This window comes from Streptomyces sp. NPDC051219 (assembly GCF_040682335.1).
Taxonomy (GTDB): domain Bacteria; phylum Actinomycetota; class Actinomycetes; order Streptomycetales; family Streptomycetaceae; genus Streptomyces.
Genome location: NZ_JBFBAS010000030.1, coordinates 53870 through 75060 on the forward strand (window position 1 = coordinate 53870; position 21191 = coordinate 75060).

General features: G+C 68.6%; 23 protein-coding genes and 2 pseudogenes. 19 read left to right on the top strand and 6 right to left on the bottom strand.

All coding sequences use genetic code 11. The features are described 5' to 3' along the window. The first annotated feature begins 132 nt into the window (after window positions 1-132). From AB0M62_RS27255 to AB0M62_RS27285, 7 genes are all read left to right on the top strand, one after another. Window positions 133-1533 carry a hypothetical protein gene (locus tag AB0M62_RS27255; protein WP_366076940.1) on the top strand — a complete coding sequence of 467 codons (1401 nt, stop codon included), beginning with the start codon at window positions 133-135 and terminating at the stop codon, window positions 1531-1533. Between the two features lie 75 nt (window positions 1534-1608). After that, a complete protein-coding gene (locus tag AB0M62_RS27260) occupies window positions 1609-2871 on the top strand; it encodes a MoxR family ATPase (protein WP_366076941.1) in 1263 nt (420 codons plus the stop codon). Then, window positions 2868-4127, top strand: a complete 1260-nt coding sequence (locus tag AB0M62_RS27265; RefSeq protein WP_366076942.1) for a VWA-like domain-containing protein — start codon at window positions 2868-2870, stop codon at window positions 4125-4127. Before AB0M62_RS27260 ends, AB0M62_RS27265 begins: the two co-directional genes overlap by 4 nt. A gap of 80 nt (window positions 4128-4207) precedes the next feature. Next, window positions 4208-4453, top strand: coding sequence for a hypothetical protein (locus AB0M62_RS27270; RefSeq protein ID WP_366076943.1), 246 nt, complete (start codon window positions 4208-4210; stop codon window positions 4451-4453). Between the two features lie 612 nt (window positions 4454-5065). After that, window positions 5066-5512: a GntR family transcriptional regulator gene (locus AB0M62_RS27275; RefSeq protein ID WP_366076944.1), complete on the top strand. Its 447-nt coding sequence runs from the start codon at window positions 5066-5068 to the stop codon at window positions 5510-5512. Window positions 5513-5525: 13 nt separating this feature from the next. After that, entirely contained in the window at window positions 5526-6509 is a 984-nt protein-coding gene (locus AB0M62_RS27280; RefSeq protein ID WP_366076945.1) for an ABC transporter ATP-binding protein, read from the top strand. Continuing rightward, window positions 6506-7534: an ABC transporter gene (locus AB0M62_RS27285; RefSeq protein WP_366076946.1), complete on the top strand. Its 1029-nt coding sequence runs from the start codon at window positions 6506-6508 to the stop codon at window positions 7532-7534. The genes AB0M62_RS27280 and AB0M62_RS27285 overlap by 4 nt, the downstream gene beginning before the upstream one ends. A 182-nt stretch (window positions 7535-7716) precedes the next feature. Here the strand turns inward: AB0M62_RS27285 and AB0M62_RS27290 are convergent. Continuing rightward, window positions 7717-8092: pseudogene (locus AB0M62_RS27290) on the bottom strand (SulP family inorganic anion transporter); the annotation flags it as partial. Window positions 8093-8174: 82 nt separating this feature from the next. Between AB0M62_RS27290 and AB0M62_RS27295 the strand changes: the two are divergent. Then, window positions 8175-8654, top strand: a complete 480-nt coding sequence (locus AB0M62_RS27295; protein WP_366076947.1) for a cation:proton antiporter regulatory subunit — start codon at window positions 8175-8177, stop codon at window positions 8652-8654. Window positions 8655-8659: 5 nt separating this feature from the next. Next, window positions 8660-9835, top strand: coding sequence for a cation:proton antiporter (locus tag AB0M62_RS27300; protein ID WP_366076948.1), 1176 nt, complete (start codon window positions 8660-8662; stop codon window positions 9833-9835). A gap of 332 nt (window positions 9836-10167) precedes the next feature. Here the strand turns inward: AB0M62_RS27300 and AB0M62_RS27305 are convergent, their stop codons facing one another. The 4 genes from AB0M62_RS27305 to AB0M62_RS27320 all read right to left on the bottom strand — a co-directional run bounded on the left by AB0M62_RS27305 (window position 10168) and on the right by AB0M62_RS27320 (window position 13011). Continuing rightward, complete coding sequence (locus AB0M62_RS27305; RefSeq protein ID WP_366076949.1) at window positions 10168-11418, bottom strand: cation:proton antiporter; 1251 nt, start codon at window positions 11416-11418, stop codon at window positions 10168-10170. 5 nt (window positions 11419-11423) lie between these two features. Continuing rightward, complete coding sequence (locus AB0M62_RS27310) at window positions 11424-11909, bottom strand: TrkA C-terminal domain-containing protein (protein ID WP_366076950.1); 486 nt, start codon at window positions 11907-11909, stop codon at window positions 11424-11426. Window positions 11910-11990: 81 nt separating this feature from the next. After that, entirely contained in the window at window positions 11991-12296 is a 306-nt protein-coding gene (locus tag AB0M62_RS27315; protein ID WP_366076951.1) for a hypothetical protein, read from the bottom strand. Window positions 12297-12765: 469 nt separating this feature from the next. Next, a complete protein-coding gene (locus AB0M62_RS27320) occupies window positions 12766-13011 on the bottom strand; it encodes a hypothetical protein (RefSeq protein ID WP_366076952.1) in 246 nt (81 codons plus the stop codon). Window positions 13012-13673: 662 nt separating this feature from the next. On the opposite strand from AB0M62_RS27320, the gene AB0M62_RS27325 reads away from it, so the two are divergent. From AB0M62_RS27325 to AB0M62_RS27360, 8 genes and pseudogenes are all read left to right on the top strand, one after another. Continuing rightward, complete coding sequence (locus tag AB0M62_RS27325; protein WP_366076953.1) at window positions 13674-14249, top strand: GNAT family N-acetyltransferase; 576 nt, start codon at window positions 13674-13676, stop codon at window positions 14247-14249. A 32-nt stretch (window positions 14250-14281) separates the two neighbouring features. Next, window positions 14282-14587 carry a hypothetical protein gene (locus AB0M62_RS27330; RefSeq protein WP_366076954.1) on the top strand — a complete coding sequence of 102 codons (306 nt, stop codon included), beginning with the start codon at window positions 14282-14284 and terminating at the stop codon, window positions 14585-14587. Between the two features lie 168 nt (window positions 14588-14755). Next, window positions 14756-14920: pseudogene (locus AB0M62_RS27335) on the top strand (integrase core domain-containing protein); the annotation flags it as partial. Between the two features lie 766 nt (window positions 14921-15686). Next, complete coding sequence (locus AB0M62_RS27340) at window positions 15687-15914, top strand: hypothetical protein (protein WP_366076955.1); 228 nt, start codon at window positions 15687-15689, stop codon at window positions 15912-15914. A 65-nt stretch (window positions 15915-15979) separates the two neighbouring features. Beyond that, the gene (locus tag AB0M62_RS27345) at window positions 15980-17089 is read left to right on the top strand and encodes a CE1758 family FMN-dependent luciferase-like monooxygenase (RefSeq protein ID WP_366076956.1); all 1110 of its coding nucleotides are present in this window, start codon (window positions 15980-15982) and stop codon (window positions 17087-17089) included. After that, complete coding sequence (locus AB0M62_RS27350; protein WP_366076957.1) at window positions 17086-17700, top strand: FMN reductase; 615 nt, start codon at window positions 17086-17088, stop codon at window positions 17698-17700. The genes AB0M62_RS27345 and AB0M62_RS27350 overlap by 4 nt, the downstream gene beginning before the upstream one ends. A 134-nt stretch (window positions 17701-17834) precedes the next feature. Further along, window positions 17835-18005 (top strand): hypothetical protein, encoded by a 171-nt coding sequence (locus AB0M62_RS27355; protein ID WP_366076958.1) that lies wholly within the window; start codon window positions 17835-17837, stop codon window positions 18003-18005. Window positions 18006-18120: 115 nt separating this feature from the next. Beyond that, complete coding sequence (locus AB0M62_RS27360; protein WP_366076959.1) at window positions 18121-18855, top strand: VOC family protein; 735 nt, start codon at window positions 18121-18123, stop codon at window positions 18853-18855. A 291-nt stretch (window positions 18856-19146) separates the two neighbouring features. On the opposite strand, the gene AB0M62_RS27365 is transcribed toward AB0M62_RS27360, so the two are convergent. Continuing rightward, window positions 19147-19455, bottom strand: coding sequence for a hypothetical protein (locus tag AB0M62_RS27365; protein WP_366076960.1), 309 nt, complete (start codon window positions 19453-19455; stop codon window positions 19147-19149). 354 nt (window positions 19456-19809) lie between these two features. On the opposite strand from AB0M62_RS27365, the gene AB0M62_RS27370 reads away from it, so the two are divergent. Together AB0M62_RS27370 and AB0M62_RS27375 are read left to right on the top strand one after the other, a co-directional pair. Next, entirely contained in the window at window positions 19810-19977 is a 168-nt protein-coding gene (locus tag AB0M62_RS27370; protein WP_366076961.1) for a hypothetical protein, read from the top strand. A gap of 426 nt (window positions 19978-20403) precedes the next feature. Next, the gene (locus AB0M62_RS27375) at window positions 20404-20799 is read left to right on the top strand and encodes a hypothetical protein (RefSeq protein ID WP_366076962.1); all 396 of its coding nucleotides are present in this window, start codon (window positions 20404-20406) and stop codon (window positions 20797-20799) included. The last annotated feature ends 392 nt before the right edge of the window (window positions 20800-21191 follow it).

A 21191-nucleotide genomic window follows, 5' to 3' on the forward strand; every position in this document is an offset into this window, starting at 1 on the left:
CCGCGGTCAGGGCCCGGGTGGCGCTCCGACCGGAAACACCTGGCAGCTCGGAGTGAGGAGCGATATGCTCCCCGCGATGATCACTCATTCTGTTGACAGATTGGGGGCCCCGTCCGCGCAAGGTGAGTGCTGATGCTCACTCAGACCGCGAATGAGGATTCCCGCCTTTCCTTCTGGCTGCGCGTGCGAGAGTTCGCCGTGCCGCCGTCCATGATCGAGACTGCGACCGCCCGCCGTTGTGCCGGGGACTGGGCAGGGGCGTGCGCCGCCGCAGGCGTCGATGTCGATCTCAATCTGCGGTCCGTGGCGCGTACCCGTGGTCAGGAACTCGCAGCCCAAGTCCGGGCCGATCTCCGTCATCTGGCTCCTGACCTGTTGCGCTGGCACATGCCGAGGATCGCTCCGCACGGGATGCTGCGCCCAGGTCTGACGATCACTCTGGCCCGATACGACGTTGCGGGGCGTGACGGCTCATACCCGGTGCACCTGGTGGCCCGGACTGCGCCGGCCTGGGCGGATGCCGGTCAGCGGATCAGCCTCGCGCTGTGGGACGGATCCCACTGCGATGCCGCCGCCCGCCGTCATCCGCACCCCCCTCCGAACCGGCGGTTCCGCCTCGACCTGCACCGCCACCTGTGGGACGCGCGCAGGACCGATGAGCTGCGGATCCGGTCCGGGGCCGCTCGGCAGCCCGCCGATGGCCGTCCTGTGAACCCGGATGTGCTGGGGATGGTGCCACAGGGTCGTCGCTGTGCCGTTGACCGGTGGGCGGCCGAGGCAGGGATACTGCTCCACGCCGAGGGGCGGCCCACCGGCACCGTCACCGTGCGGTTCGGCGCCCGACATCGGCTGCTCCTGGACCTGGTCGCTGACAAGGACGGCCTCGGGCCGCCCGTATTGTCGATCGCGGCGGCGTCCACGGACGGCCGCGCCTCCGCGCTGCCGGTCCTGCCCGACGCGGCGACCTGGGTGCTGCCCGACCTGGCACTGATCCGCACCGGTTGGATGGGGGCCGATCGACTGCACCCACTGGTCGCCTCGGCACTGGTACCGGAAAGTTCGCCGACCGGTTCACCCCCGATTCCGGACAGGGCAGGGCAACCGCGCCTCGTGGAGTGCCGGGGAGCTCAGCACCGGATCGGCCTCGTCAACGGGGTACTGGCCCCGCTGGACCACGACCCCGCCGAGATCCGCCGGGAGGAACTCCTGGCCGAACTGACCGGGACTCCGCTTCCCTGCCTGCAGGCAATCGACGAGGCGCACCGTCATCCGGACTGCCTCGCAGGCGTCCGCGAACGCCTGCACCACGGCGACATCGCCGGTGCGCTGGCCGTCGTCGAGGCCCTGCTGGGCCCTGACGCACTGCTGCGCAGCGGCGCTCTGCGGGACGAACTCGAGGCGGCCGCGCAGCGGCGGATCACCTACGGATTGTTCAGGGCAGGCCTGGTCGGAACCGGACCTGGCCGCATCCACCCGGATCATCGCCGTCCCCGTGACCGCCGCTCGCACCCGCGCCACGCGACCTCCCGCTGACCGGGGGACCTCCGTCCCCTGCACCCGCGCCCGGTTCACCCACTCGCCTCACCACGAACCCATAGGTGATCAAACATGCCCACATACACCACGTTCTCCGCAACCGACACCCCCTCCGGACCAGCCCCGGCCTGCCAACTCGATGTCGCCGGCGAGTTGCTGGCCCTGCTGTGCGACACCACCACTGAACCGCGCCCCGACATACAACTGGAGGCCCTGACCCTGGCCGTCGCCGCCGACCTGCCCGTACTCCTGTGGGGCGAGCCGGGGATCGGCAAGACGGCGGCCCTGACCCAGCTTGGCGCGGCCCTCGACCTTCCGCTGACCACAGTGATCGCCAGCGTGCACGAGCCGTCCGATTTCTCCGGCCTGCCCATCGTCGGAGACGATCCCGCGGAACAGGGTGTACCCATGGCCCCGCCGGACTGGGCAGTGCGACTGGTACGGGCCGGCCGAGGACTGCTGTTCCTGGACGAACTGTCCACCGCGCCACCGGCCGTTCAGGCCGCCCTGCTCCGCCTCGTGCTCGAGCGGCGGATCGGCGCCCTGCGACTCCCGCCGGAGGTCAGGATCGTGGCTGCCGCCAATCCGCGATCCTCGGCGGCCGACGGCTGGGAGCTCAGCCCGCCTCTGGCCAACCGGTTCGTTCATCTTCAGTGGACCCACGACCACGAGGTCGTGGTACGCGGCCTCGGCGGGACGTGGCCCCGGGCAACACTGCCCCAGCTCGACCCGGAGAAGTTGCCTGAGGCCGTGGACTTCGCCCGCCGCGCGGTGTGCGGGCTCCTCTCCGCCCGCCCTGGGCTCGTGCACCGGCTGCCCAGCAATGAAACGCGCCGGGGCGGCCCCTGGCCGTCACCTCGAAGCTGGGAGATGACCCTGCGCCTGATCGCCTTCACGACTGCCGCAAGATCCTCCCGGGAAGTTCTTTCCTTGCTGGTCAGGGGCACAGTGGGGGACGGTCCGGGCCTGGAGCTGCTGGCCGGCCTGGACCGGATGGACCTCCCGGACCCCGAGGTGCTCCTCGCCGACCCGGCGGGTGCCGCCCTGCCCGAGCGGGGGGACCTGCGCCAGGCCGTGCTGGACGGCGTGGTGGACGCGGTCCGTCAGCGTCCGGAGAAGTCCCGCTGGGACGCGGCGTGGGCGCTCCTGGTCCGGGCGCTTGAGACCGGAGCCCCGGACCTGGTGGTCGTCCCCGCGACCACGCTCGCCACGTTGCGTCAGGAGGACTGGGACGTTCCGGCGTCGATCGAGCGGCTCGCCGGAGCGGTGTCCCTGTCCCGGCGAGCGGACCGGGCGGCGGCCCGGTCCGCGCTCGCCACGAAGGCCGGCCGATGATCCCGGACGCACCGGGGACACTGGACCTCGACAAGCTCTTCGCCGCCCGGCTGCACGCCGCCCGGGTCCGGCCCTACTTGGCGACGGCGCTGTTCGCCCTGCACGTCGTTGAGTCGCGGCGGGTACCGACGATGGCCGTCGACCGCCACTGGCGGTGCTACGTCTCGCCGGCGTTCGTGGACCGGACTCCGGTGGAGGAACTGGCCGGGGTATGGGTGCACGAGGTGTCGCACCTGCTGCGCGACCATCACGGGCGCAGTGACCGGGTCGCGCGGGAGCGCGGGCTGACCGGCCCCGGGGAACGGCTGCGGATGAACATCGCCGCGGATTGCGAGATCAACGACGACGCGTTCGGTGACGGATTGGTCCGGCCCGAAGGAGCGGTCGAACCGGGGACTTTGGGGCTCTCCGAGGGGGAGCTCATGGAGGACTACCTGCGTCAGTTCCGGCTCGGGCCGCGTACCCAGAACCTGGCCTGGCTGGACTGCGGCAGCGGCGCCGACGGATTGGAAAGGGACTGGGACCTGGGACCGGACGGCGCGCACGGCCTCAGCGCGCAGGAACGGGACGCGGTTCGCTTCCGGGTGGCGCAGGGCATCACCGGCCGCCCGGGCAGCGCCCCGAAAGGGTGGCAGCGGTGGGCGGAGGAGGCGTTCCACCCGCCGCAGCCGTGGCGGGAGTTGCTGGGAGCGGCGGTCCGTTCGGCAACCTCCGGCCCCGGCGCGGGCGAGGACTACACCTACGGCCGCCCGTCTCGGCGCTCGGCCGGGGTGCCCGGCGCCATTCTGCCGAGCCTGAGGCGCAGGCCGCCTCGGGTCTGCGTCATCATCGACACGTCCGGCTCAGTCAGTGACGCCGAACTGGGCAGCGCACTCCACGAGGTTGCCGCGATCTCCCGCGCCGTGGGCGGCCGTCGCGACCTGATCACCGTGCTGTCGTGCGACGCGGCGGCCCGAATCGTGCACCCGCTGTGCCGTGCCGAGGGAATACCGCTGGTAGGCGGTGGGGGTACGGATCTGCGCACGGGCTTCGCCAGGGCGCTCCGAGCGGGGCCCCGGCCCGATGTCATCGTGGCCCTGACCGACGGACAGACGCCCTGGCCGGGCACGCAACCACCGTGCCGGACGGTGGTGGGTCTGTTCCCTCGGCAGCACGCAGCCCGGTCGTGGGACGAAAACGATCCCGACTACGTGCCGGACTCGCCGCCCGCCTGGGCACGAGTGGTTGTCATCGGGTCGGCTCCCGCTGTTCGGTGAGCCCCCTCAGCATGACGCGGACACATGTGTGCCGATGTGTTACTGACGTCGAAACGGTGATGTCGCCGATGGTGGGCTACATGAGTCCGGTGCCGGTGAGGCAGCCGTCGAAGGACGTCGCTGCCGTACTGGAGCCCGTGCCGACGGTCAGGCCTCGTCGTCGAGCAGATTGGCGAGGTGTCGACGAAGCCGTCCAACTCGCTGTCCATCAGCTCGTACGCGAGCACGCCACGGTCCGCGAGCGGACGCTGGAGATCACGTTCCTCGAGTCCAGCGCCGAGGCGTACGCGTCACGTTCGGTTAGCCACAGACGGCGGCATGCCTGATCAACCATCTCTACATCCCGTGGCGGCGTCCCGCCGGTCGCGTCTTATCAGAAGTCACAACCGAGCCGGGCCTCCGTCACGGGAGGTCGACACGAGCATCCTGAAGGCAAAGCAGGGCGACGCAACGGCCGTCGTCGAAGAGCGGGCCACGGATATGAGCGCGCGAGGTCATCGTCATCCCCGTGGCTGATGCCGACCGTGCCCTGCGCTTCTACCAGTGCCTGAGGTGGCGCTCGATGCAGCCTACGAGGCCGGCCCGGAATTCCGGACCGTGCAGCTGACACCACCGGGTCGGCATGCTCGATTCACTTCGGCCGGGGGGTCACCCCTCGCGGCCCCGGGCTCGCCCAGGGCCTCTACCTCGCGGTCTTCGACATTGATGACGCTCGTTGGAAACGGCCACACGGTGCTCCGAGGTGACCAAACCCGCTCTCGCGCGCTTCGCGGCTGTCAATGGCAGGTGCGGATGGGCTCAAGAGTCTTGGGTGGCCAGAGTACTCCCCATGTCATGGATCGGTCACGCTTCTGTCCCGACGGGGCCGTGGGAGCCGGTCCGTTTGACAGGCCTCGGATCAGCCCCCATCATCATTCCACTAATCGAGTAACTAAAGGGTGAGTGAGTTCGTGGAGTTCCGCATCGAAAGGCGGAGCGGGATCGCCGCCTACCAGCAGATCGTCCAGCAGACCAAGCAGGCCTTGCGACTTGGCGTTCTGATGCCGGGGGACCGGCTGCCCACGGCCAAGGAGGTCGCCGAGACCTGCGCCGTCAACCCGAACACCACGCTCAAGGCTTATCGGGAGCTGGAACGCGAAGGGCTGGTCGAGCCAAGGCCCGGCCTGGGCACCTTCATTCGCCGGTCCCTGGCCCGCCCTCAGGCGGGTGCCGACTCCCCGCTGCGCGGGGAGCTGGAGGCGTGGATGAAGCGGGCACGCGAGGCGGGCCTGGAGCGGGAGGACGTGGCCGCGCTGGTCGCGGCGGTCCTGGAGGAGCGGTACGCCGAAACCACGGCGGCCGCCGGAGCAGCGGAAAGTCTGGAATTGAGGGGTACTAGTGAGTAACGCCAGGGATGCCATGGACATTGGGGGCCCGGCGGAGGAGTCGGCGATAGAGGCCTATGGAGTGGGCAGGAAGTACCGTCGGGGCTGGGCCCTGCGGGACTGCTCGTTCCGGCTGCCTGCCGGCCGGATCTGTGGGCTGGTGGGCCCCAACGGGGCGGGAAAGACGACGCTGATGGCGATCGCCGCCAATCTGCTGGAGCCAACGGACGGCTCCCTCAAGGTGTTCGGCGCGGCACCGGAATCCGCGGAGGCCGGACGGCGTACGGCGTTCCTCGCCCAGGAGAAGCCGCTGTTTCGCCGCTTCACCGTGGCCGAGACGCTGCGCCTGGGCCGCGAACTGAACCCCGGCTGGGACCAGCGGGCCGCTGAGAACATCGTCCGCGCGGGCAACGTGCCCATGGAAGCAAAGATCGGCACCCTCTCCGGCGGGCAGCGTACCCGTGTCGCCTTCGCCCTCGCCTTTGGTAAGCGCCCCGACCTGCTGCTGCTCGACGAGCCGATGTCCGACCTCGACCCGCTGGTACGCCACGAACTCATGAGCATGTTGCTGGCCGAGGCCGCCGAACACGGCACCACTGTGCTGATGTCCTCCCACATGCTCAGTGAGCTGGAGAGCGTCTGCGACTTCCTCCTCGTCATTTCCACGGGCGGACTGCGCATGGCCGGCGATGTGGACGAGCTCCGCAGCGCCCACGTGCTGTTGCAGGGCGTCCGTAGCGGCGAGGGCGACAGCCAGTGGCAGAGCCAAGCCCAGGGCGTTCCGGCGGAATTCGCCGGCCACACCGTCGTCGAATGCCGCACCAGCGGACGCCAGGTCACCGCCCTCATCCGCCCCGACGGCCCGGTGACCGGCCAGTGGCAGGCCCACACCCCGAACATGGAAGAACTCCTGCTCTCTTATCTGCGCTGCCCCGACGCGCCACCTTTGATCAGCCCCGGAGCCCAGGTCCCGGGCCAGATTTACGGCTCCAACGGCCCCCGGGTGGCGGCGGCATGAGCAACCTGACAAAGACCCCCGCCGCCGGGCCCAACGGGTCCACTGCGTCCCCTGCGTCCCCCATCGCCACCCGCGGCCCCCGGCTCAGCGGCGTGACCTGGCTCATCTGGCGCCAGCACCGGGCCGCCTACTGGACCCTCCTTGCCGCGACGGCCTTGTCCGTGGCGTGGATCGTCTACCAGCGTGCCGGCCTGATGGAGCACCTCACCGCCCATGGCTGGCCCGACTCGGCGTCCGGCAAGTGGCTCGAGGGCATGGGCCCGCACACCGCCATGTTCGTGAAGGTCGGCTTTGGCCTCGGCTTTATCCCCATCCTGCTTGGCGTCTTCCTCGGCGCCCCTCTGCTCGCCGGCGACCTGGAGAACGGCACCGCCAAACTCGTCACCTCCCAGTCCGTCAGTCCCGTCCGCTGGCTGGCCGCCAAGCTCGGGGTCAGCGCCCTGGTGGTCGTCGTGTGCACGGTGGCGCTCTCACTCCAGTTCGGCAGGTGGTGGGGACCGGTCAAGAACGAGACCACGGTTCTGGGGTGGGAAACCGGCGCCGCGTTCGACAACACCGGACCCGTGCCCGTCGCGCTCGCACTCTTCACCGTCGTGGGCGGCGTGGCGATCGGCATGGTCCTGCGCCGCGCCTTGATCGCCATGGTCGTCACCTTCACCTTCGCCGTCGCCGTCCAGGTGGTCTGGGCCTATTTCCGGCTGGACCTCGGCAACATCGTCACGGTCACCACCAACAAGGGGATCAACGTCCCCTCCCCGCGTCTACCCCATGGCGCCATGCAGATCGACCAGTCCTACGTCACGGGTGCCGGGGAGACCCTCGGCTGGAGCACCTGTGCGCACGAGGCGTCGGAGAAGGCTCGCGACGCCTGTGTGCAGAAGGCCGACATCGTGGGCTGGTCGGTGGACTACCTGCCGATCTCGCAGATGAGCGGCATGCAGTGGTTCGGCGCCTCGATCCTCTTCGCCCTGACTGCCGCCGTCGCGGTGTTCATCTTCATGTGGGGCCGTAAGCGCCTCGTCTGACTCCCAAGAGCCGGTCCCCCGGCGCTCGAATCGCCGCGCTGCGGCGCCGCGGGTACCGCTCGAGCAGGTCGCGCCACGTCATTCTGTCGCCCAGAAACTCATCGCGGCTGGTCAAACCGCGTACCTGTACTCGTTGGTCGGGCCGCCAGGGACGCGGGTGCGGAGGAGTGGGCCGTATGGCTGGTCTTGCTGGAGTGGGTGTCGGTGATGTCGTCGACCAGCTTGGCGGGCATCAGGGACTCCATCAGGCCGACCAGCGCCATCGCGAACGCGTACGGGGCGATCGTCGTCAGCGTGTCCAGGGTGAACGGCACGTCCGGCAGGCCGGGCACCGGCAGGTCGCCCTTGTCGCCGACGGTCGGGACCGCGATCCCGGCCGCGATGGTGATCCCGGTCAGGATGACGATCGACACGAGCGGGGCTGGGATCGCGGTAGTGATCTTAGGGAAGAACACCATCAGCGCCAGCCCGCCGATGATCAGCGGGTTCACCCGCCCATGGCACGTCGCGCATCTCGCTCACCTGGGCCATGAAGATCAGGATGGCCAGGGGGCTGAGACGTGTGCGCGTCACGCGGCCTTGATCCCCGCGCAGCCCATCCGGGCATGCCATCCCTCGGGCATCACTTGATGATGGGGAAATGGATGTCACCGAGGTTCTCCTGCCCGGTGTGGGTCTGCGCTACGAGTTCACCAATCACCGTGGTGACCGGGTCGGCGTGGTGGCCAGGCGCACGGGTGCCTTCGACCTGGTCGTCTACGGGGAAGAGGACCCGGACGTGGGGCGGCCGGTGCTGCAGCTCAACGGCGAGGAGGCGGATACGGTCGCGGAGATCCTTGGGGCGCCGCGGATCGCGGAGCGGTTCGCCGACCTGACCAAGGAAGTGCCGGGGCTGATGTCCGCGCAGGTCGAGGTGGGCACGGGCAGCGCGTACGACGGCCGGCCGCTGGGTGACACGAGGGCACGGACTCGGACCGGTGCATCGGTCGTCGCGATCGTGCGGGGCGAGGACGTGATCGCCTCGCCCACCCCGCAGGAGATCCTTCGCGGTGGGGACGTGCTGGTGGTGATCGGAACCCACGAGGGCATCGCGGGTGTGGAACAGATCATTCGGGGCTGAGCCCGGTGCGTACGCCAGTCGCGCTTCTGCTGGAGCTGGGGATCATCCTCGCCGCACTGAGCGTGCTCGGGACGCTGGCACGGCGCTTCACCCTCTCCCCGATCCCGCTCTACCTGCTCGCCGGCCTCGCGATCGGCGAGGGCGGCGTCGCGCCGGTCCCCGCCGCCGGTGAGTTCGTCGAGACCGGCGCCGCCATCGGGGTGGTCCTGCTGCTGCTGGCCCTGGGGCTGGAGTTCTCGCTGCCCGAGTTCGCGGTGGGGGTGCGAAGGCATGTGCCGTCCGCACTGGTGGACCTCGGGCTGAACGCGGCACCCGGGGCGGTGGCCGGTTGGCTGCTGGGCATGAACGGCATCGGCATCCTCGCCCTGGCGGGCGCCACGTACATCTCCTCCTCCGGCATCGTCGCCCGCCTGCTGGAGGACCTGCGGCGGCTGGGCAACCGCGAGACACCGGCGGTACTCTCGGTGCTGGTCATGGAGGACTGTGCCATGGCCCTCTATCTGCCCGTCCTCGCCGTGCTCGCGTCGGGCGGCCAGTGGTGGCAGGCAGTACTTGGCGTGCTCGCCGCCGGGGGTGCCGTCGTTGTGGCTTTCACCGTCTCCTACCGGTGGGGCCACCACGTCGGAAGGCTCGTTTCTCACCCGGACGCCGAGCAGTTGCTGCTGCGGGTGCTGGGCCTGACGCTGATCGTCGCGGCCCTGGCCGAGGCCGTCCATGCCTCGGCCGCCGTAGGCGCCTTCCTCGTCGGCCTCATCCTCACCGGCGAGACCGCGACCCGTACCCGGGCCGTGCTCAGCCCTCTACGGGATCTCTTCGCCGCCGTGTTCTTCCTGGCCATCGGGCTGTCCGTCGACCCCGGCGACCTGCTGCCCGTCCTTCCCGCGGCACTCGCACTCGCCGCCGTCACCACTGCCACGAAGGTACTCACGGGCCGGTTCGCCGCCGCCCGCGACCAGGTCGGCCGCCGCGGCCGGCTGCGCGCCGGGACCGTGCTCATCGCACGGGGCGAGTTTTCCCTGGTCATCGTGGGACTTGTGGGCGCCACGCAGGACACGCTCCGCCCACTCGTAACCGCTTACGTCTTCATCCTGGCCATCGCCGGCCCGGTCCTGACCCGCTTCACCGGCACCGTCCCCCTTGGCGCGACCCAGCCGCCCGGTGCGAAAGACGGCGCAGCGTAGCCGCAGGTCAAAGACACTCACGACCGAATCGGTGATCACGGCAACCACCGGCTGAGACCGCCGTTTGTGCTCTCATCGATTCCGGCCCTGCCGACGTGCCGCGATTCTCCACGCCAGGTACGCCAAGCTCGCCGGCCACAAGCTGACCAGCAGCGTGAGCGTGATGCGCTTGAGGTGGGATGACCGTTGCGTGTCCCGCTGCCATCCCTGGTCGCGGAGCTGGAGGCGCGGCAGGTTTCTGGCGAAGCCGATGGCGCCGCCGAGGTGGATGGCCAGGGCGGCGAGCAGAAGGAACGTGTCCCGGCCTGTGATCGCCGCTCAGGCCGCGTCGCTCATGGGCGGCCGACGGTGTCGGAGTCGTCCATCGCCTGCTGCTGGGTCGGAACCAGGCCCGGCTCCAGCAGGACCTCGGGGGTCTGCTTGTGGCGCCGTCCGGTGAGGTAGGTCGCGATCGGCTCGGTGTAGCGGGCGGTGAGCGGGCCGAGGATGACAAGGACCAGGACGTAGGCGGTGGCCAGGGGTCCGAGTGAGGGTTCGATGCCGGCGGTGACGGCGAGGCCGGCGATGACGATGGAGAACTCGCCGCGCGCAACGAGCGTGCCACCGGCGCGCCACCGTCCCTTGACGGAGATCCCGGCCCGGCGGGCGGCCCAGTAGCCGGTGGCGATCTTTGTGCCCGCGGTGACCACAGCCAGGGCCAGGGCGGGGAGGATCACCGGGGGGATGCTGGCCGGGTCGGTGTGCAGGCCGAAGAAGACGAAGAACACCGCGGCGAACAGGTCCCGCAGCGGGCTCAGCAGAGCGTGGGCGCCCTCCGCGACCTCCCCGGAGAGGGCGATGCCGACGAGGAAGGCGCCGACCGCGGCGGAGACCTGAAGCTGCTGGGCGATGCCCGCCACCAGCAAGGTCAGGCCGAGGACGACCAGGAGGAGCTTCTCGGGGTCGTCGCTGGAGACGAAGCGCGAGATGACCCGCCCGTAGCGGACGGCGAGGAAGAGGACGAGTCCGGCCACGCCGAGGGCGATGGCGAGGGTGAGGCTTCCGGCGGCCAGGCTCACGCCTGCGAGCAGGGCGGTGATGATGGGCAGGTAGACGGCCATGGCGAGGTCTTCGAGGACCAGGATGCTGAGGATGACCGGGGTCTCGCGGTTGCCGAGTCGTCCGAGGTCGCCCATGACCTTGGCGATGACGCCGGATGAGGAGATCCAGGTGACGCCGGCCAGGACGACGGCGGCGACCGGCCCCCATCCGAGCAGCAGGGCCATAGCCGCGCCGGGAAGGGCGTTGAGTGCGGCGTCGACGAGACCGGCCGGGTACTGGGTCTTGAGGTTGGAGACCAGGTCGCTGGCGGTGTACTCCAGGCCGAGCATCAGCAGGAGCAGGATGACGCCGATCTCGGCGCCGATCGCGACGAACTCCTCGCTCGTGCCCAGCGGCAGCAGTCCGCCTTTGCCGAAGGCGAGGCCGGCCAGGAGGTAGAGGGGTATGGGGGAGAACTGGAAGCGGCCGGCGAAGCGGCCCAGCAGGCCGAGGCCGAGGATGATAGCGCCGAACTCGATCAGGAAAACAGCGGAGGAGTGCATTCCGCTCACTCCCGGCCCAGGAGCGCGGCGGCGGCCTCGACGCCCTCGCGGGTGCCGATCACGATCAGTGTGTCCCCGCCCGCCAGGCGGAAGTCGGGAGCCGGCGAGGGTATCGCGCCGGAGCGGCGCAGGATGGCGACGATGGAAGCGCCGGTCTCGGTCCGCATCCGCGTCTCGCCCAGTACCCGCCCGTTCCAGTGCGACGTGGACGCCAGCTCGATCCGCTCCGCGACCAGCCCCAGGTCGGTCGTGGACAGCAGGTTCGGGCTGTGGTGCGAGGGCATCAAGGCGTCGATCAGCGCCTCCGTCTCGCGACCGGTCAGTTTCACCGACAGCGCGCACTCGTCCGGGTCGTCCCGCCGGTAGGCGTTCAGCGTCCGGGCGCCGTCGCGGTGGGCGATCACTGACAGACGGCGATGCTCGCGGGTCGTGAGGTCGTAGCGGACCCCGATGCCCGGCAGCGGTGTAGTGCTCACGCGAGGAACGGGCACGGCGAACCCCCCAGGTTTCTGATGTTGTCGGCGGCAGGTGGAGGCGGACAGGCCACCTCGCGCCGTCACCCTATCGATTCGCTAACCACCCGAATCGGCGAAAAGGGCCACTTGAAGGAAGATGCCGCGGTTCCTGCTGAGTCGGCGGTGCAGCGCGATGGTTCGACGGCGAATCATGCCGTGCCGCGCTGATGTACGGGCTACGGGGTTCTGCTCGTGCTCCGACTCGGCGCACAGCACCTCGCGGACATGGTCTGCGAGGCCAGTGCGCTCTGCGTCGTGCTTGATGCCGTGAGCCCGGGCGTACTCGTCCAGGTCGTCGATCGCGAACAGGTGACTCGACCACTCCCCGGGCCACACTGCGTAAAGCCGCGAGTCGCCGGCCACCGCCCGCTCGTACGTCGCGCGGTCAGCGCTGTGTGTGACCCTGCCGTCGCTGTGGACTTCGATGTAGCAGGTGGTGCGCGAGGTGAGACGACGCCATCACTTCCGCTGTCTCCTTGGGCGCCGGGCGCCGAGCCCCACGTCATGTCCCCGTAACCCCTCTGAGCGGCTGACGATGACTCGCCCGGAGTCCTGGGAGAAGGCGGCCAAGATCTTCTCCCAGATTCTCCCAAACGATCACCTGGAACGCAGGAAGGGCCTGATCCGCCATGCGGATCAGGCCCTTGACCTGGTCTTACGAAGTCGGGGTGGCGGGATTTCAACCCACGACCTCTTCGTCCCGAAGCAACTCGGGCAGGGGACTGAGCAGGCGTCACTATGCCGCTGACCTGCGTGGACCGTTCCCATGCGTCCGCCGTTGTTCGGCACTGTCCGCCGTGGTTGTCACGCAGTCTGCCCGGTGATCAACTTGTCACGGATTCTCGGTGAAGCGGACGGACCAGGCGTAGCCGCTCAAGCTGTCGTGCGGAACCCGCCGGACTTCTCTGACCTGGCAACCGTCGTGGGCGTACTTGCGGGCAAACCGGTCGAGACGTTGCGCGTCGGTGAGGTCCTCCATGGACAGCGGTGCCCCGACGACGAGATCTTGGTGAAGGACTGTGTCCTGCGCGGCATCGTCCGAGCAGGCCGAGCAAAGATGCGTTTTCGGTAGGGCCATACGCCCAGTGTCCCCCCAACCTGGTTGCCCCGACGTCCACAGGGTAAATGGCCGCATTACAGAGTCCCTGGGGCGCTTCACCGAATCATGTGAATCCCTCCGGTTGCCGGACCCACGGCTGCCCTTCGTTGCGGAAGTGGTGAGCGCTTCGAACCCCAGGCTCGGGGAGCCTGCAACCGTCGGCGCACTGCACCAGGCCACGACCGAGAACCAGCTCCTACGCCAGCAGCTGGCGGAACGTACCGCTGTGGTCCGCGTGCTCCCCCACCAGCTTCAGCCTCCGACGGCTGGTCTTGTTCACGAGCTCTCCAGCAGTTGTTCAACTCTCCGGGAGGCACTCTGTCGGGGTTGAGTTCAAAATTCACAGAGCGGACAGCACCCCGTCGGTGGCACCGTCCACAGGCGAAGGTGGCCTTCCTTGACGCTGCGGACTCTCGGGTCTGTTCAACCGGCAGGGCTGCCGCCACGGGGCCCGTTCCCGTGGCGGCAGCCTGGAAGTCGATGAGGAGTAGCAGCAGCGAGCGGTGAGTCCGGTCGGGATGGCGTCCCGCCGGGTGGTGTAGGCCGTGAAGATCTGCGCACGGGGGGCTGGCATTGGTGAGCACCGCAGGGTTCGACATAACCGATCGACACCCTAATCGTGATGGCGTTAGCTGGTCGGCATGCCACAACTGCGTTCCGATCGTCTCCTGCTCCGCCGGTGGCAGGAGTCCGACCTCGAACCATGGGCGGCGATGAACGCCGATCCCGAAGTCCGAGAACACCTGGGGGAACTGCTCACACGGGAGCAAAGCGATGCCGCGGTGGCACTCATGCAGGCCGAGTTCGACGAGCGAGGTTTTGGGTGGTGGGCGCTCGAAGCACGGGAGACTGGTGAGTTCATCGGCCGCGCCGGCTTGGACAAGGTGGGCGAGGACATGCCGTTCGCGGGGGTGGATATCGGTTGGCGGTTGGTGCGTTCGGCGTGGGGTCACGGTTACGCCACCGAGGCTGCCCTGGCCTGCCTGGCGTTCGGCTTCGAGGCCCTCGGGCTACCGGAGGTCGTTGCGTCGACGACCGTCAACAACCTCCGTTCCCAGGCAGTGATGCGCCGGGTCGGCATGACCCGCGATCCGGCCGACGACTTCGAGGATCCGAGCGTGCCCGAAGGGCCGCTTCGCCAGTGTGTGCTGTACCGGACCCCCCGCAAAATGCCCACGGGCTACACCACGCGGCGGGGCACGACCCCGGTCAGCTGACGGTCCGTCACGGATGGGACGGGTTCACGGTGATGGACGAGCGGCAGGCTCGCCTGAGCGCTCTGGGGCCCGATGACGCGGCGTTCGACGAGCAGTACACCGCCCTGGTGGAGCGCGCCGAGCAGCTGCTCGGGTTCGAGCAGCACCTGCCGGCCAGGCTGGCCGAGCCGCAGCGGCTTCGGAGCGCGAAGATCGGCCGCTGGTCATGGCGGGCCCAGACAGGCGTGGCCGCCGCACTCACCATCAATTCAGGGAGCGCACCCTGCGGCTCTTGCGCACCGATCCCGGACGAGCTTGGCGAACCGTCGAGATCAGCAAGGCCCTCGGCATCACGGTGACGGCGAAGTACCGCAGCCTGTGCACACAGAGCAACCAGTGGGCCGAGCAGACCATGCTGATCAGAGAAGGGCGAGGGAGATACCGGATCGCCCCCGAATGGCTGGCCCCTACCACGTCAAGTTGATCAACTTGACGTGGTGCAGAACGGGTTAACTCCGCGGCATTGCCTGTTCAAGACCGAGCTGATCAAACCCGGCCGGCCCTGGAGGACGCTCTCCCAGGTCGAGCTCGCCACCGCCGAGTGGGTCGACTGGTACTGCCACCGCCGACTACACGGTGAGATAAGGCACATCCCACCGGCTGAATACGAAGCCAACTACTACCGCGAAACCACGAAACCCCAGGTCACAACGCTGGAAGGCCGCACTCAACGCCTTCGAGATCACCTTCGACGGTCGGCTCTCCGCCGCCCGCCGCTGACCCACTAACAACTCCAGAACCACCGTTCACTGGACAGACCCTGTCGACCAGTGCGTGGCGTTCGTCGGCCGTTCCTCAAGCGTCTTGACGATCACCCGCTCGGCATCGGCGTCGGTGACTTTCCTGGGGGACGCCCGGTCTGGGCTCGTCGCTCAGGCCGTCCAGCCCGGCACACCACTCGCCGCTATGCCGACGCCGACGCGGAACCCGGATCTGCTTGACACGTCAAGCAGTTTCCCGTCTACTTCACTCTGCAAGTAAGTAGTTGTCCAGGCAACTACCCCGGACCGCTCAGAAGCAGTGAATGACCACCATGACCAAGATCGGCATCATCCTCGACAGCACCCGTCCGGGACGCAAAAAGGGAGAGGCTCTCGCCGGCCGGGTGCAATCCGCATCTCTGACCGACGACGTCCCGTGCCCGCCGGCACTCGCCGGTCCCGCGAACGGCCGGCACCGTGGACGAGCAGCGTCTGAACGCCTGCCTGACCTCAACCTTCCCGGGCAAGGGCGGCATCGCGACCCCGAAGTTCTCAATACGCAGGGGAGCAACGTGAGCCGAGTGCCCTCTCGCGTTTGATGGCCCTCCCGGGATCGGCATGCGGGCAAGAGACGCGGTGAGGGTCCCGCCGGAGGTCGGCGGCGAGCACGGCGTCCGCGCCAGCCTTCTGTCGCCCGGTGTGTTCCTGCTCGGAGGTCGCGTTCAACATCACAGAGGAGTGCCCGGAGCAGATGCTCCCGTCGGTGCGCGCGCCACGGCTGGGCAGGCCCGAGGGCATCGCCGCCATGGTGGCGTTTCTCTTCTCCGCCGCCGCCTACGTCAAGGGGCAGGCGCTGCTGGTGGACGGCAGCATCAAATTCACGTGCCCGCCAAGGGCGCGCGGTCCCGCACCGCCCGACGAGTAACTTCTCGGCGGCCGCACCATTTCTTGCAGAACAAGTAACGACGGACTATAGACAGGTGGTCAAAGATGCAATTCGGGATCTTCGGCGTAGGGGACGTGGCCCGCGATCCGGTGTCCGGGCGGACACCTTCGGAACACGACCGGATCAAGGCGGTGGTGGAGTACGCGAAGCTCGCCGAGGAGGTGGGCCTGGACGTCTTCGCGATCGGCGAGCACCACAACCCGCCGTTCGTCCCCTCCTCGCCCACCACACTGCTCGGTTATGTCGCGGCGCGGACGGAACGGATCTTGCTTTCCACGTCGACCACGCTGATCACCACGAACGATCCGGTGAAGATCGCCGAGGACTACGCGATGCTGCAGCATCTCGCGGACGGCCGCGTCGACTTGATGATGGGCCGGGGCAACACCGGACCGGTCTACCCCTGGTTCGGCCAGGACATCCGCGACGGCATCGCGCTTGCGGTGGAGAAGTACGCACTGCTGCGCAGGCTGTGGCGCGAGGACGTCGTCGACTGGTCGGGCAAGTTCCGTACCCCGCTGCAGTCGTTCACCTCCACCCCGCGCCCGCTGGAGGGCACTCCGCCGTTCGTCTGGCACGCCTCTATCCGCAGCCCGGAGATCGCCGAACAGGCCGCCTACTACGGCGACGGCTTCTTCCACAACAACCTTTTCTGGCCGAAGGAACACATCCAGCGGCTGGTCGGGCTCTATCGGCGCCGCTTCGAGCACTACGGGCACGGCCCCGCCGACCAGGCAATCGTCGGCCTCGCCGCGCACCTGTTCGTGCGGAAGAACTCCCAGGAGGCGATTCGCGAGTTCCGGCCCTACTTCGACAACTCGCAGGCGTACGGCCACGGTCCATCGCTGGAGGACACGATGGCGCAGACCGCGGTTCTGGTCGGCAGCCCGCAACAGGTGATCGACCGCGTGCTGACGTACCGCGAATACGCCGGTGGCGACTACCAGCGCCAACTGTTCAACGTGGACGGCATCGGCGTCCCGCACAAGACCGTGCTCCAGCAGATCGAGATGCTGGGCGAGATCGTGCCGGTGCTGCGCAAGGAATTCGCCGTCGGTCGTCCTGCCCATGTTCCTGGCGCCCCGACCCACGCCTCCTTGCAAGCGGCGGCGCGGGCACAGGTGACGTCGCACTCTGAGGAGGCCGCGCGATGAACCGCACTCTCGTAGTCGTCTCGGCCGGGCTGCGGCTGCCGTCGTCGACCCGGATGCTGGCCGACCGGCTCGCCGACGCGGCCCGTCACGAACTGGAGCAGCTCGGCGCTCAGATCGACGTCAGCATCGTCGAGGTCCGAGACCACGCGCATGAACTGGTCAACCACCTGCTGGCCGGCTACCCGTCGCCGGAACTGGGGCAGGTGCTCGACACCGTCGCACGCGCGGACGGCCTGATCGCGGTGACACCGACATTCACCGCCTCGTACAACGGGCTGTTCAAGATGTTCTTCGACAGCCTCGACGACGCGGCGCTGGTGGACAAGCCGGTGCTGATCGCCGCGACCGGCGGCACCGGACGGCACTCGCTGATCCTGGAACACGCACTGCGACCGATGTTCACCTATCTGCACGCGGTGGTCGCGCCCACCGCAGTGTTCGCCGCGCCGGAGGACTGGGGCGGCGGCGACGCCGCCCAGGGATCGCTGGTGAGCCGGATCCAACGAGCCGCCCGGGAACTCACGCTCGAGGTGGACCGGCGGGACATGCCGACCGTCAAGGACCCGTACGACAACCCGATGCCGTTCGATCGGATGCTCCTCGGCGAGTGAACCGGGCCGGTCCCGGAATTACGGCACGCACAGCGGACCGGGAGCGCGAGGACAGACCTGAGCACGACGACGACGGCGGAGGCGCCTTCGGCAGCGGCGGCCCGGGCGGCTGGGGCAACATACGAAGCGCCTTGATGGCGACCAGGCCAAGCCGCACGACGTCCTCCGTCCCACGCCCCCCTGACACGGTGCTCCTGCTCGGCGGTCTCCTGGGGTTCATCACCACCGACCACGACACCGCGGAGTTCGACCTCCACAATTCGGCAGCCAAGCTGCTGGGCCCTCTTTCAGATATCGAACCGTGAGGATGCCCAGCGGTATCGTTGGACGGTTACAGTCGCGTGCGAGTGGCGGATGGGGTTGGCTGTCGTGTCGACGTCGAGTCATCAGGTGTTCGGTGCGCCGTGCTGGGTGAGTCTCATGGCCCGCGATCTTGCAGCCGCACAGGATTTCTACGGCGCTGTGCTCGGCTGGGATTTTCGCCGCACGCGGCTCGGGGAGGATTTTTCGGTCGCCTGCCAGGATGGCGCGCGGGTGGCGGGCATCGGGGCGCTCGCCCGGGACCTGGCCGTACCGGTTGCGTGGACCCCGTACTTCGCCGTCGCCGACGCGGACGTGACCGCTGACCGGATCCGCGAACGCAGCGCCACCCTGGCGGTCGGCCCGCTCTCGTTCGGCGTCGGCCGCGCTGCTCTCGCTGCTGACCGCGACGGCGCAGTCTTCGGATTCTGGGAAGGTCAGGTAATTCCGGACTGGACCGTGGGCCGCGACCGGGCACCGGCTTGGCTCGAGCTGCGCACACGGGACGCCTTCGACGCCGCTATCTTCTACGGCGAAGTCCTCGACTGGGCCTGCGAACGCCCGGGCTGCTGCCAGGTTTCCTACGAAGAGGATCACGTCGTGCTCCGCCAGGGCCATGACACCGTTGCACGGCTCAGCAGCGGCGCCGTCGAAGCGGCCCCCGATCCCCAGGCCCGGCCTCGTTGGCACGTCTACTTCTACGTCCCCGACCTCGCAGCCGCCGTCGAGACTGCCACCCGGCTCGGCGGCAGCACTGTGTCATCTGTGCATGCCTGCACGCACACCCGCTCGACTGCGCTGAGAGATCCGGACGGCGGGCTGTTCACCGTGGTCACCCCACAAAGCGCAGGCTAGTGCCCGCGCGCCCGCCCGGTTCACCACGAACCGTGGTACCCGGGCATCCTCCGTCAGGGGGAACCCGCCTGCGCCCTGCCTGTGTGGCGAGGGCAGCGCGGTCGGATGACATGACGGGGGCTGAGGTGACACAGCTGTGGTCTCTACTGGTCGAGGCAGACCCCACGGGGGTGGTGTCGCCCGAACGACGACGGCATCCTCCTCATCGAACCGCCTCCGGGCGGCGCCGGCGAACTCCCGGCGAGCCCACTGGTGCTTGATCTCCACCGCAGCCGGTTTTGAGCCAGTCACTCAATACGGGGACGGCCCGCTGCCAATGATCACCAGATGCAGGGCACCTGGATTATCCTCCCTCACCACGAAGGTCCCCTCGCGGCCGTCCCGCAACCGCAGCCTGCACACGTCGGCCTGCCGGATACTCCCGGCCGCATCCTCGTCCCTCACCACGAGGGTGCCGCCCCAGGAGATCAGGCCGTCCACGATGCTCGGCGTACCCATTGTGCGAATGCGCCCGCGGTCCACCTCTTCATGCAGATCCGCCTCGCCTGTGTACTCGACATGGCCAACAATGACGGTGACCTCGCCGCGATATAGGTCCATACGTCCATTTTGTTACCCTTATGGGTAACGCGTCGCGAGGCATGAGACAAGCAGCTGCGCAGCGGCCGGCTCATCACAGCGACGGACCTGGGGAAAGCACCGGAGTGCTGAGCGGCTCACGGTGGTTGCACCGCCGAATCCTCGCCCATCCCACCTACGAGTTCGTGACTCCTCCCTTCGGATCATCCGGAGGGCTTGAGGGCGGCCCCGAGAAGCGATTCCCCACCGGATAAATCTGGTGGTCCGCTCGCTAGCCATCCGATGGATGAACCGGCGTGGGCGACAGGGAGCCGGCGCCATTTGAACCCGGAAGTACGTCATTCCGGCGATCATGCGGCGGTCCTTGTTGGAATCATGCACGTGGCGCACTACGAGGTCCGGGTTTTCGGCGAGCAGTGCTCGGCCGGCTTCACCGACGGCGGCCAGGTCGCCACGCGAATTACCCGGTGCGGCACCCCGGCGGCGAACGGGCGGCAGCAGCGTCTGCGGAAGCCAGGCCGCGTCGAGGGCCTGCCCTTTTGAGGACCGCGGCTATGGAGTGCCGCGACGCTGCGCCGATCGGTGTAGCTGTTGGGCGAGCGGGCCTGTCGTGCGCATGAGGCGGGCGTGGAGGAAGGGGAGGTGGTAGCGAATGCCCAGCCATGACGTGCTCATGCTCATCGATGAGAGCGGCGGCACCGACCCCCCGTCGCCGGCGCGCCTCGCGTCGTTGTTCCGCTCGGCACGGCGCAACAGGCACAACGACGGCGGTGTCTGCCACACTGGGCCGCCGGGCCATCCGCCCGCTGGTAACGACTTGGCATGACCCGGCCGCCCACGGCCGACCTGCTCCTACTCTGTGCGTCTGCGGCCAGCGCGCCATGGCGACGCGCACTGGCGCGTGGCGACGGCGGGTGCCGTCACGGAATGCGCGCCTGCATCCACGTGAGCCCGTTCAAAGGAACCCGCATGAGGCAGATGCCCAGCGCTGTCAAGTCCGTCCGCGCCATGCTCCTTGTCATAGGCGCAGGAAACGTCGTCGCTGCCCTGTGGTTCATGGTGGCCGCTGCTACCTTGGAGACCGGGGCCATGGGGCATCTGGTAGTGGGGCTCCTCTTTCTTACAGCGATCCCGTTCGGGACGCTCGCCGTAATCTCGATCGTCCTGGCCGCGCAGTTCACCAACGGTGGCAACCGCGTCCGTATCGGCGCGGTGGTCGTTGGCTCACTGATCGCCGCCGGCAGCGCCGTCAGCGTGCCGGCGCACGATGGCATGTGGGGCGTTGGTGTCGCAGCCGGTGTCCTCGTGGCCGTCCTTTCGATCAGAGGGGAGGCCAGGGACTGGTTCGACCGTCCGCGTCAGTAACGGAACCGGGCGAGATGAAGAGAACCAGTGGTGCACCGGATACGTCGCCGTGCCGCCTGCCCGCCCGGTCGAGCACTACCTGACGGGGAGCACCGGGCTTGACATCCCCTTCTTCGGCCGCGCCGTGCGGGTGCATGGGGAGGCCGGGCCGGTGGATGGGGGCCGCTTCGGCAACCGTGCCCAACTCGTCGAAGAACCGCTAGGAGCCGGCGAGGGAGAGGATCTCCAGGGTCCTCGCCGGTTCCGGTCCGGCGTTCCGCCGATCGAGAACTGGTTGCGGGTCTCCACACCCCAGACCTCTCTTGAAAATCACCTGCAGTGATACGCGTTGGCGCGGTTCATGCGGTCTGTTCGCGCGAGGCGATGGTGACGTCCATGCCGAGGGCAGCGAG

Excerpts from the sequence above, each read along its gene's own strand:
- AB0M62_RS27320 (WP_366076952.1), bottom strand. The coding sequence starts at position 13,011 with ATGGCCCTACCGAAAACGCATCTTTGCTCGGCCTGCTCGGACGATGCC.
- AB0M62_RS27305 (WP_366076949.1), bottom strand. The coding sequence starts at position 11,418 with ATGCACTCCTCCGCTGTTTTCCTGATCGAGTTCGGCGCTATCATCCTC.
- AB0M62_RS27375 (WP_366076962.1), top strand. The coding sequence starts at position 20,404 with ATGAGGCAGATGCCCAGCGCTGTCAAGTCCGTCCGCGCCATGCTCCTT.
- AB0M62_RS27345 (WP_366076956.1), top strand. The coding sequence starts at position 15,980 with ATGCAATTCGGGATCTTCGGCGTAGGGGACGTGGCCCGCGATCCGGTG.
- AB0M62_RS27265 (WP_366076942.1), top strand. The coding sequence starts at position 2,868 with ATGATCCCGGACGCACCGGGGACACTGGACCTCGACAAGCTCTTCGCC.
- AB0M62_RS27260 (WP_366076941.1), top strand. The coding sequence starts at position 1,609 with ATGCCCACATACACCACGTTCTCCGCAACCGACACCCCCTCCGGACCA.
- AB0M62_RS27370 (WP_366076961.1), top strand. The coding sequence starts at position 19,810 with ATGCACGTGGCGCACTACGAGGTCCGGGTTTTCGGCGAGCAGTGCTCG.
- AB0M62_RS27255 (WP_366076940.1), top strand. The coding sequence starts at position 133 with ATGCTCACTCAGACCGCGAATGAGGATTCCCGCCTTTCCTTCTGGCTG.
- AB0M62_RS27280 (WP_366076945.1), top strand. The coding sequence starts at position 5,526 with ATGGACATTGGGGGCCCGGCGGAGGAGTCGGCGATAGAGGCCTATGGA.
- AB0M62_RS27365 (WP_366076960.1), bottom strand. The coding sequence starts at position 19,455 with ATGGACCTATATCGCGGCGAGGTCACCGTCATTGTTGGCCATGTCGAG.
- AB0M62_RS27325 (WP_366076953.1), top strand. The coding sequence starts at position 13,674 with ATGCCACAACTGCGTTCCGATCGTCTCCTGCTCCGCCGGTGGCAGGAG.
- AB0M62_RS27330 (WP_366076954.1), top strand. The coding sequence starts at position 14,282 with ATGGACGAGCGGCAGGCTCGCCTGAGCGCTCTGGGGCCCGATGACGCG.
- AB0M62_RS27350 (WP_366076957.1), top strand. The coding sequence starts at position 17,086 with ATGAACCGCACTCTCGTAGTCGTCTCGGCCGGGCTGCGGCTGCCGTCG.
- AB0M62_RS27285 (WP_366076946.1), top strand. The coding sequence starts at position 6,506 with ATGAGCAACCTGACAAAGACCCCCGCCGCCGGGCCCAACGGGTCCACT.
- AB0M62_RS27295 (WP_366076947.1), top strand. The coding sequence starts at position 8,175 with ATGGATGTCACCGAGGTTCTCCTGCCCGGTGTGGGTCTGCGCTACGAG.
- AB0M62_RS27270 (WP_366076943.1), top strand. The coding sequence starts at position 4,208 with ATGAGTCCGGTGCCGGTGAGGCAGCCGTCGAAGGACGTCGCTGCCGTA.
- AB0M62_RS27355 (WP_366076958.1), top strand. The coding sequence starts at position 17,835 with ATGGCGACCAGGCCAAGCCGCACGACGTCCTCCGTCCCACGCCCCCCT.
- AB0M62_RS27360 (WP_366076959.1), top strand. The coding sequence starts at position 18,121 with ATGGCCCGCGATCTTGCAGCCGCACAGGATTTCTACGGCGCTGTGCTC.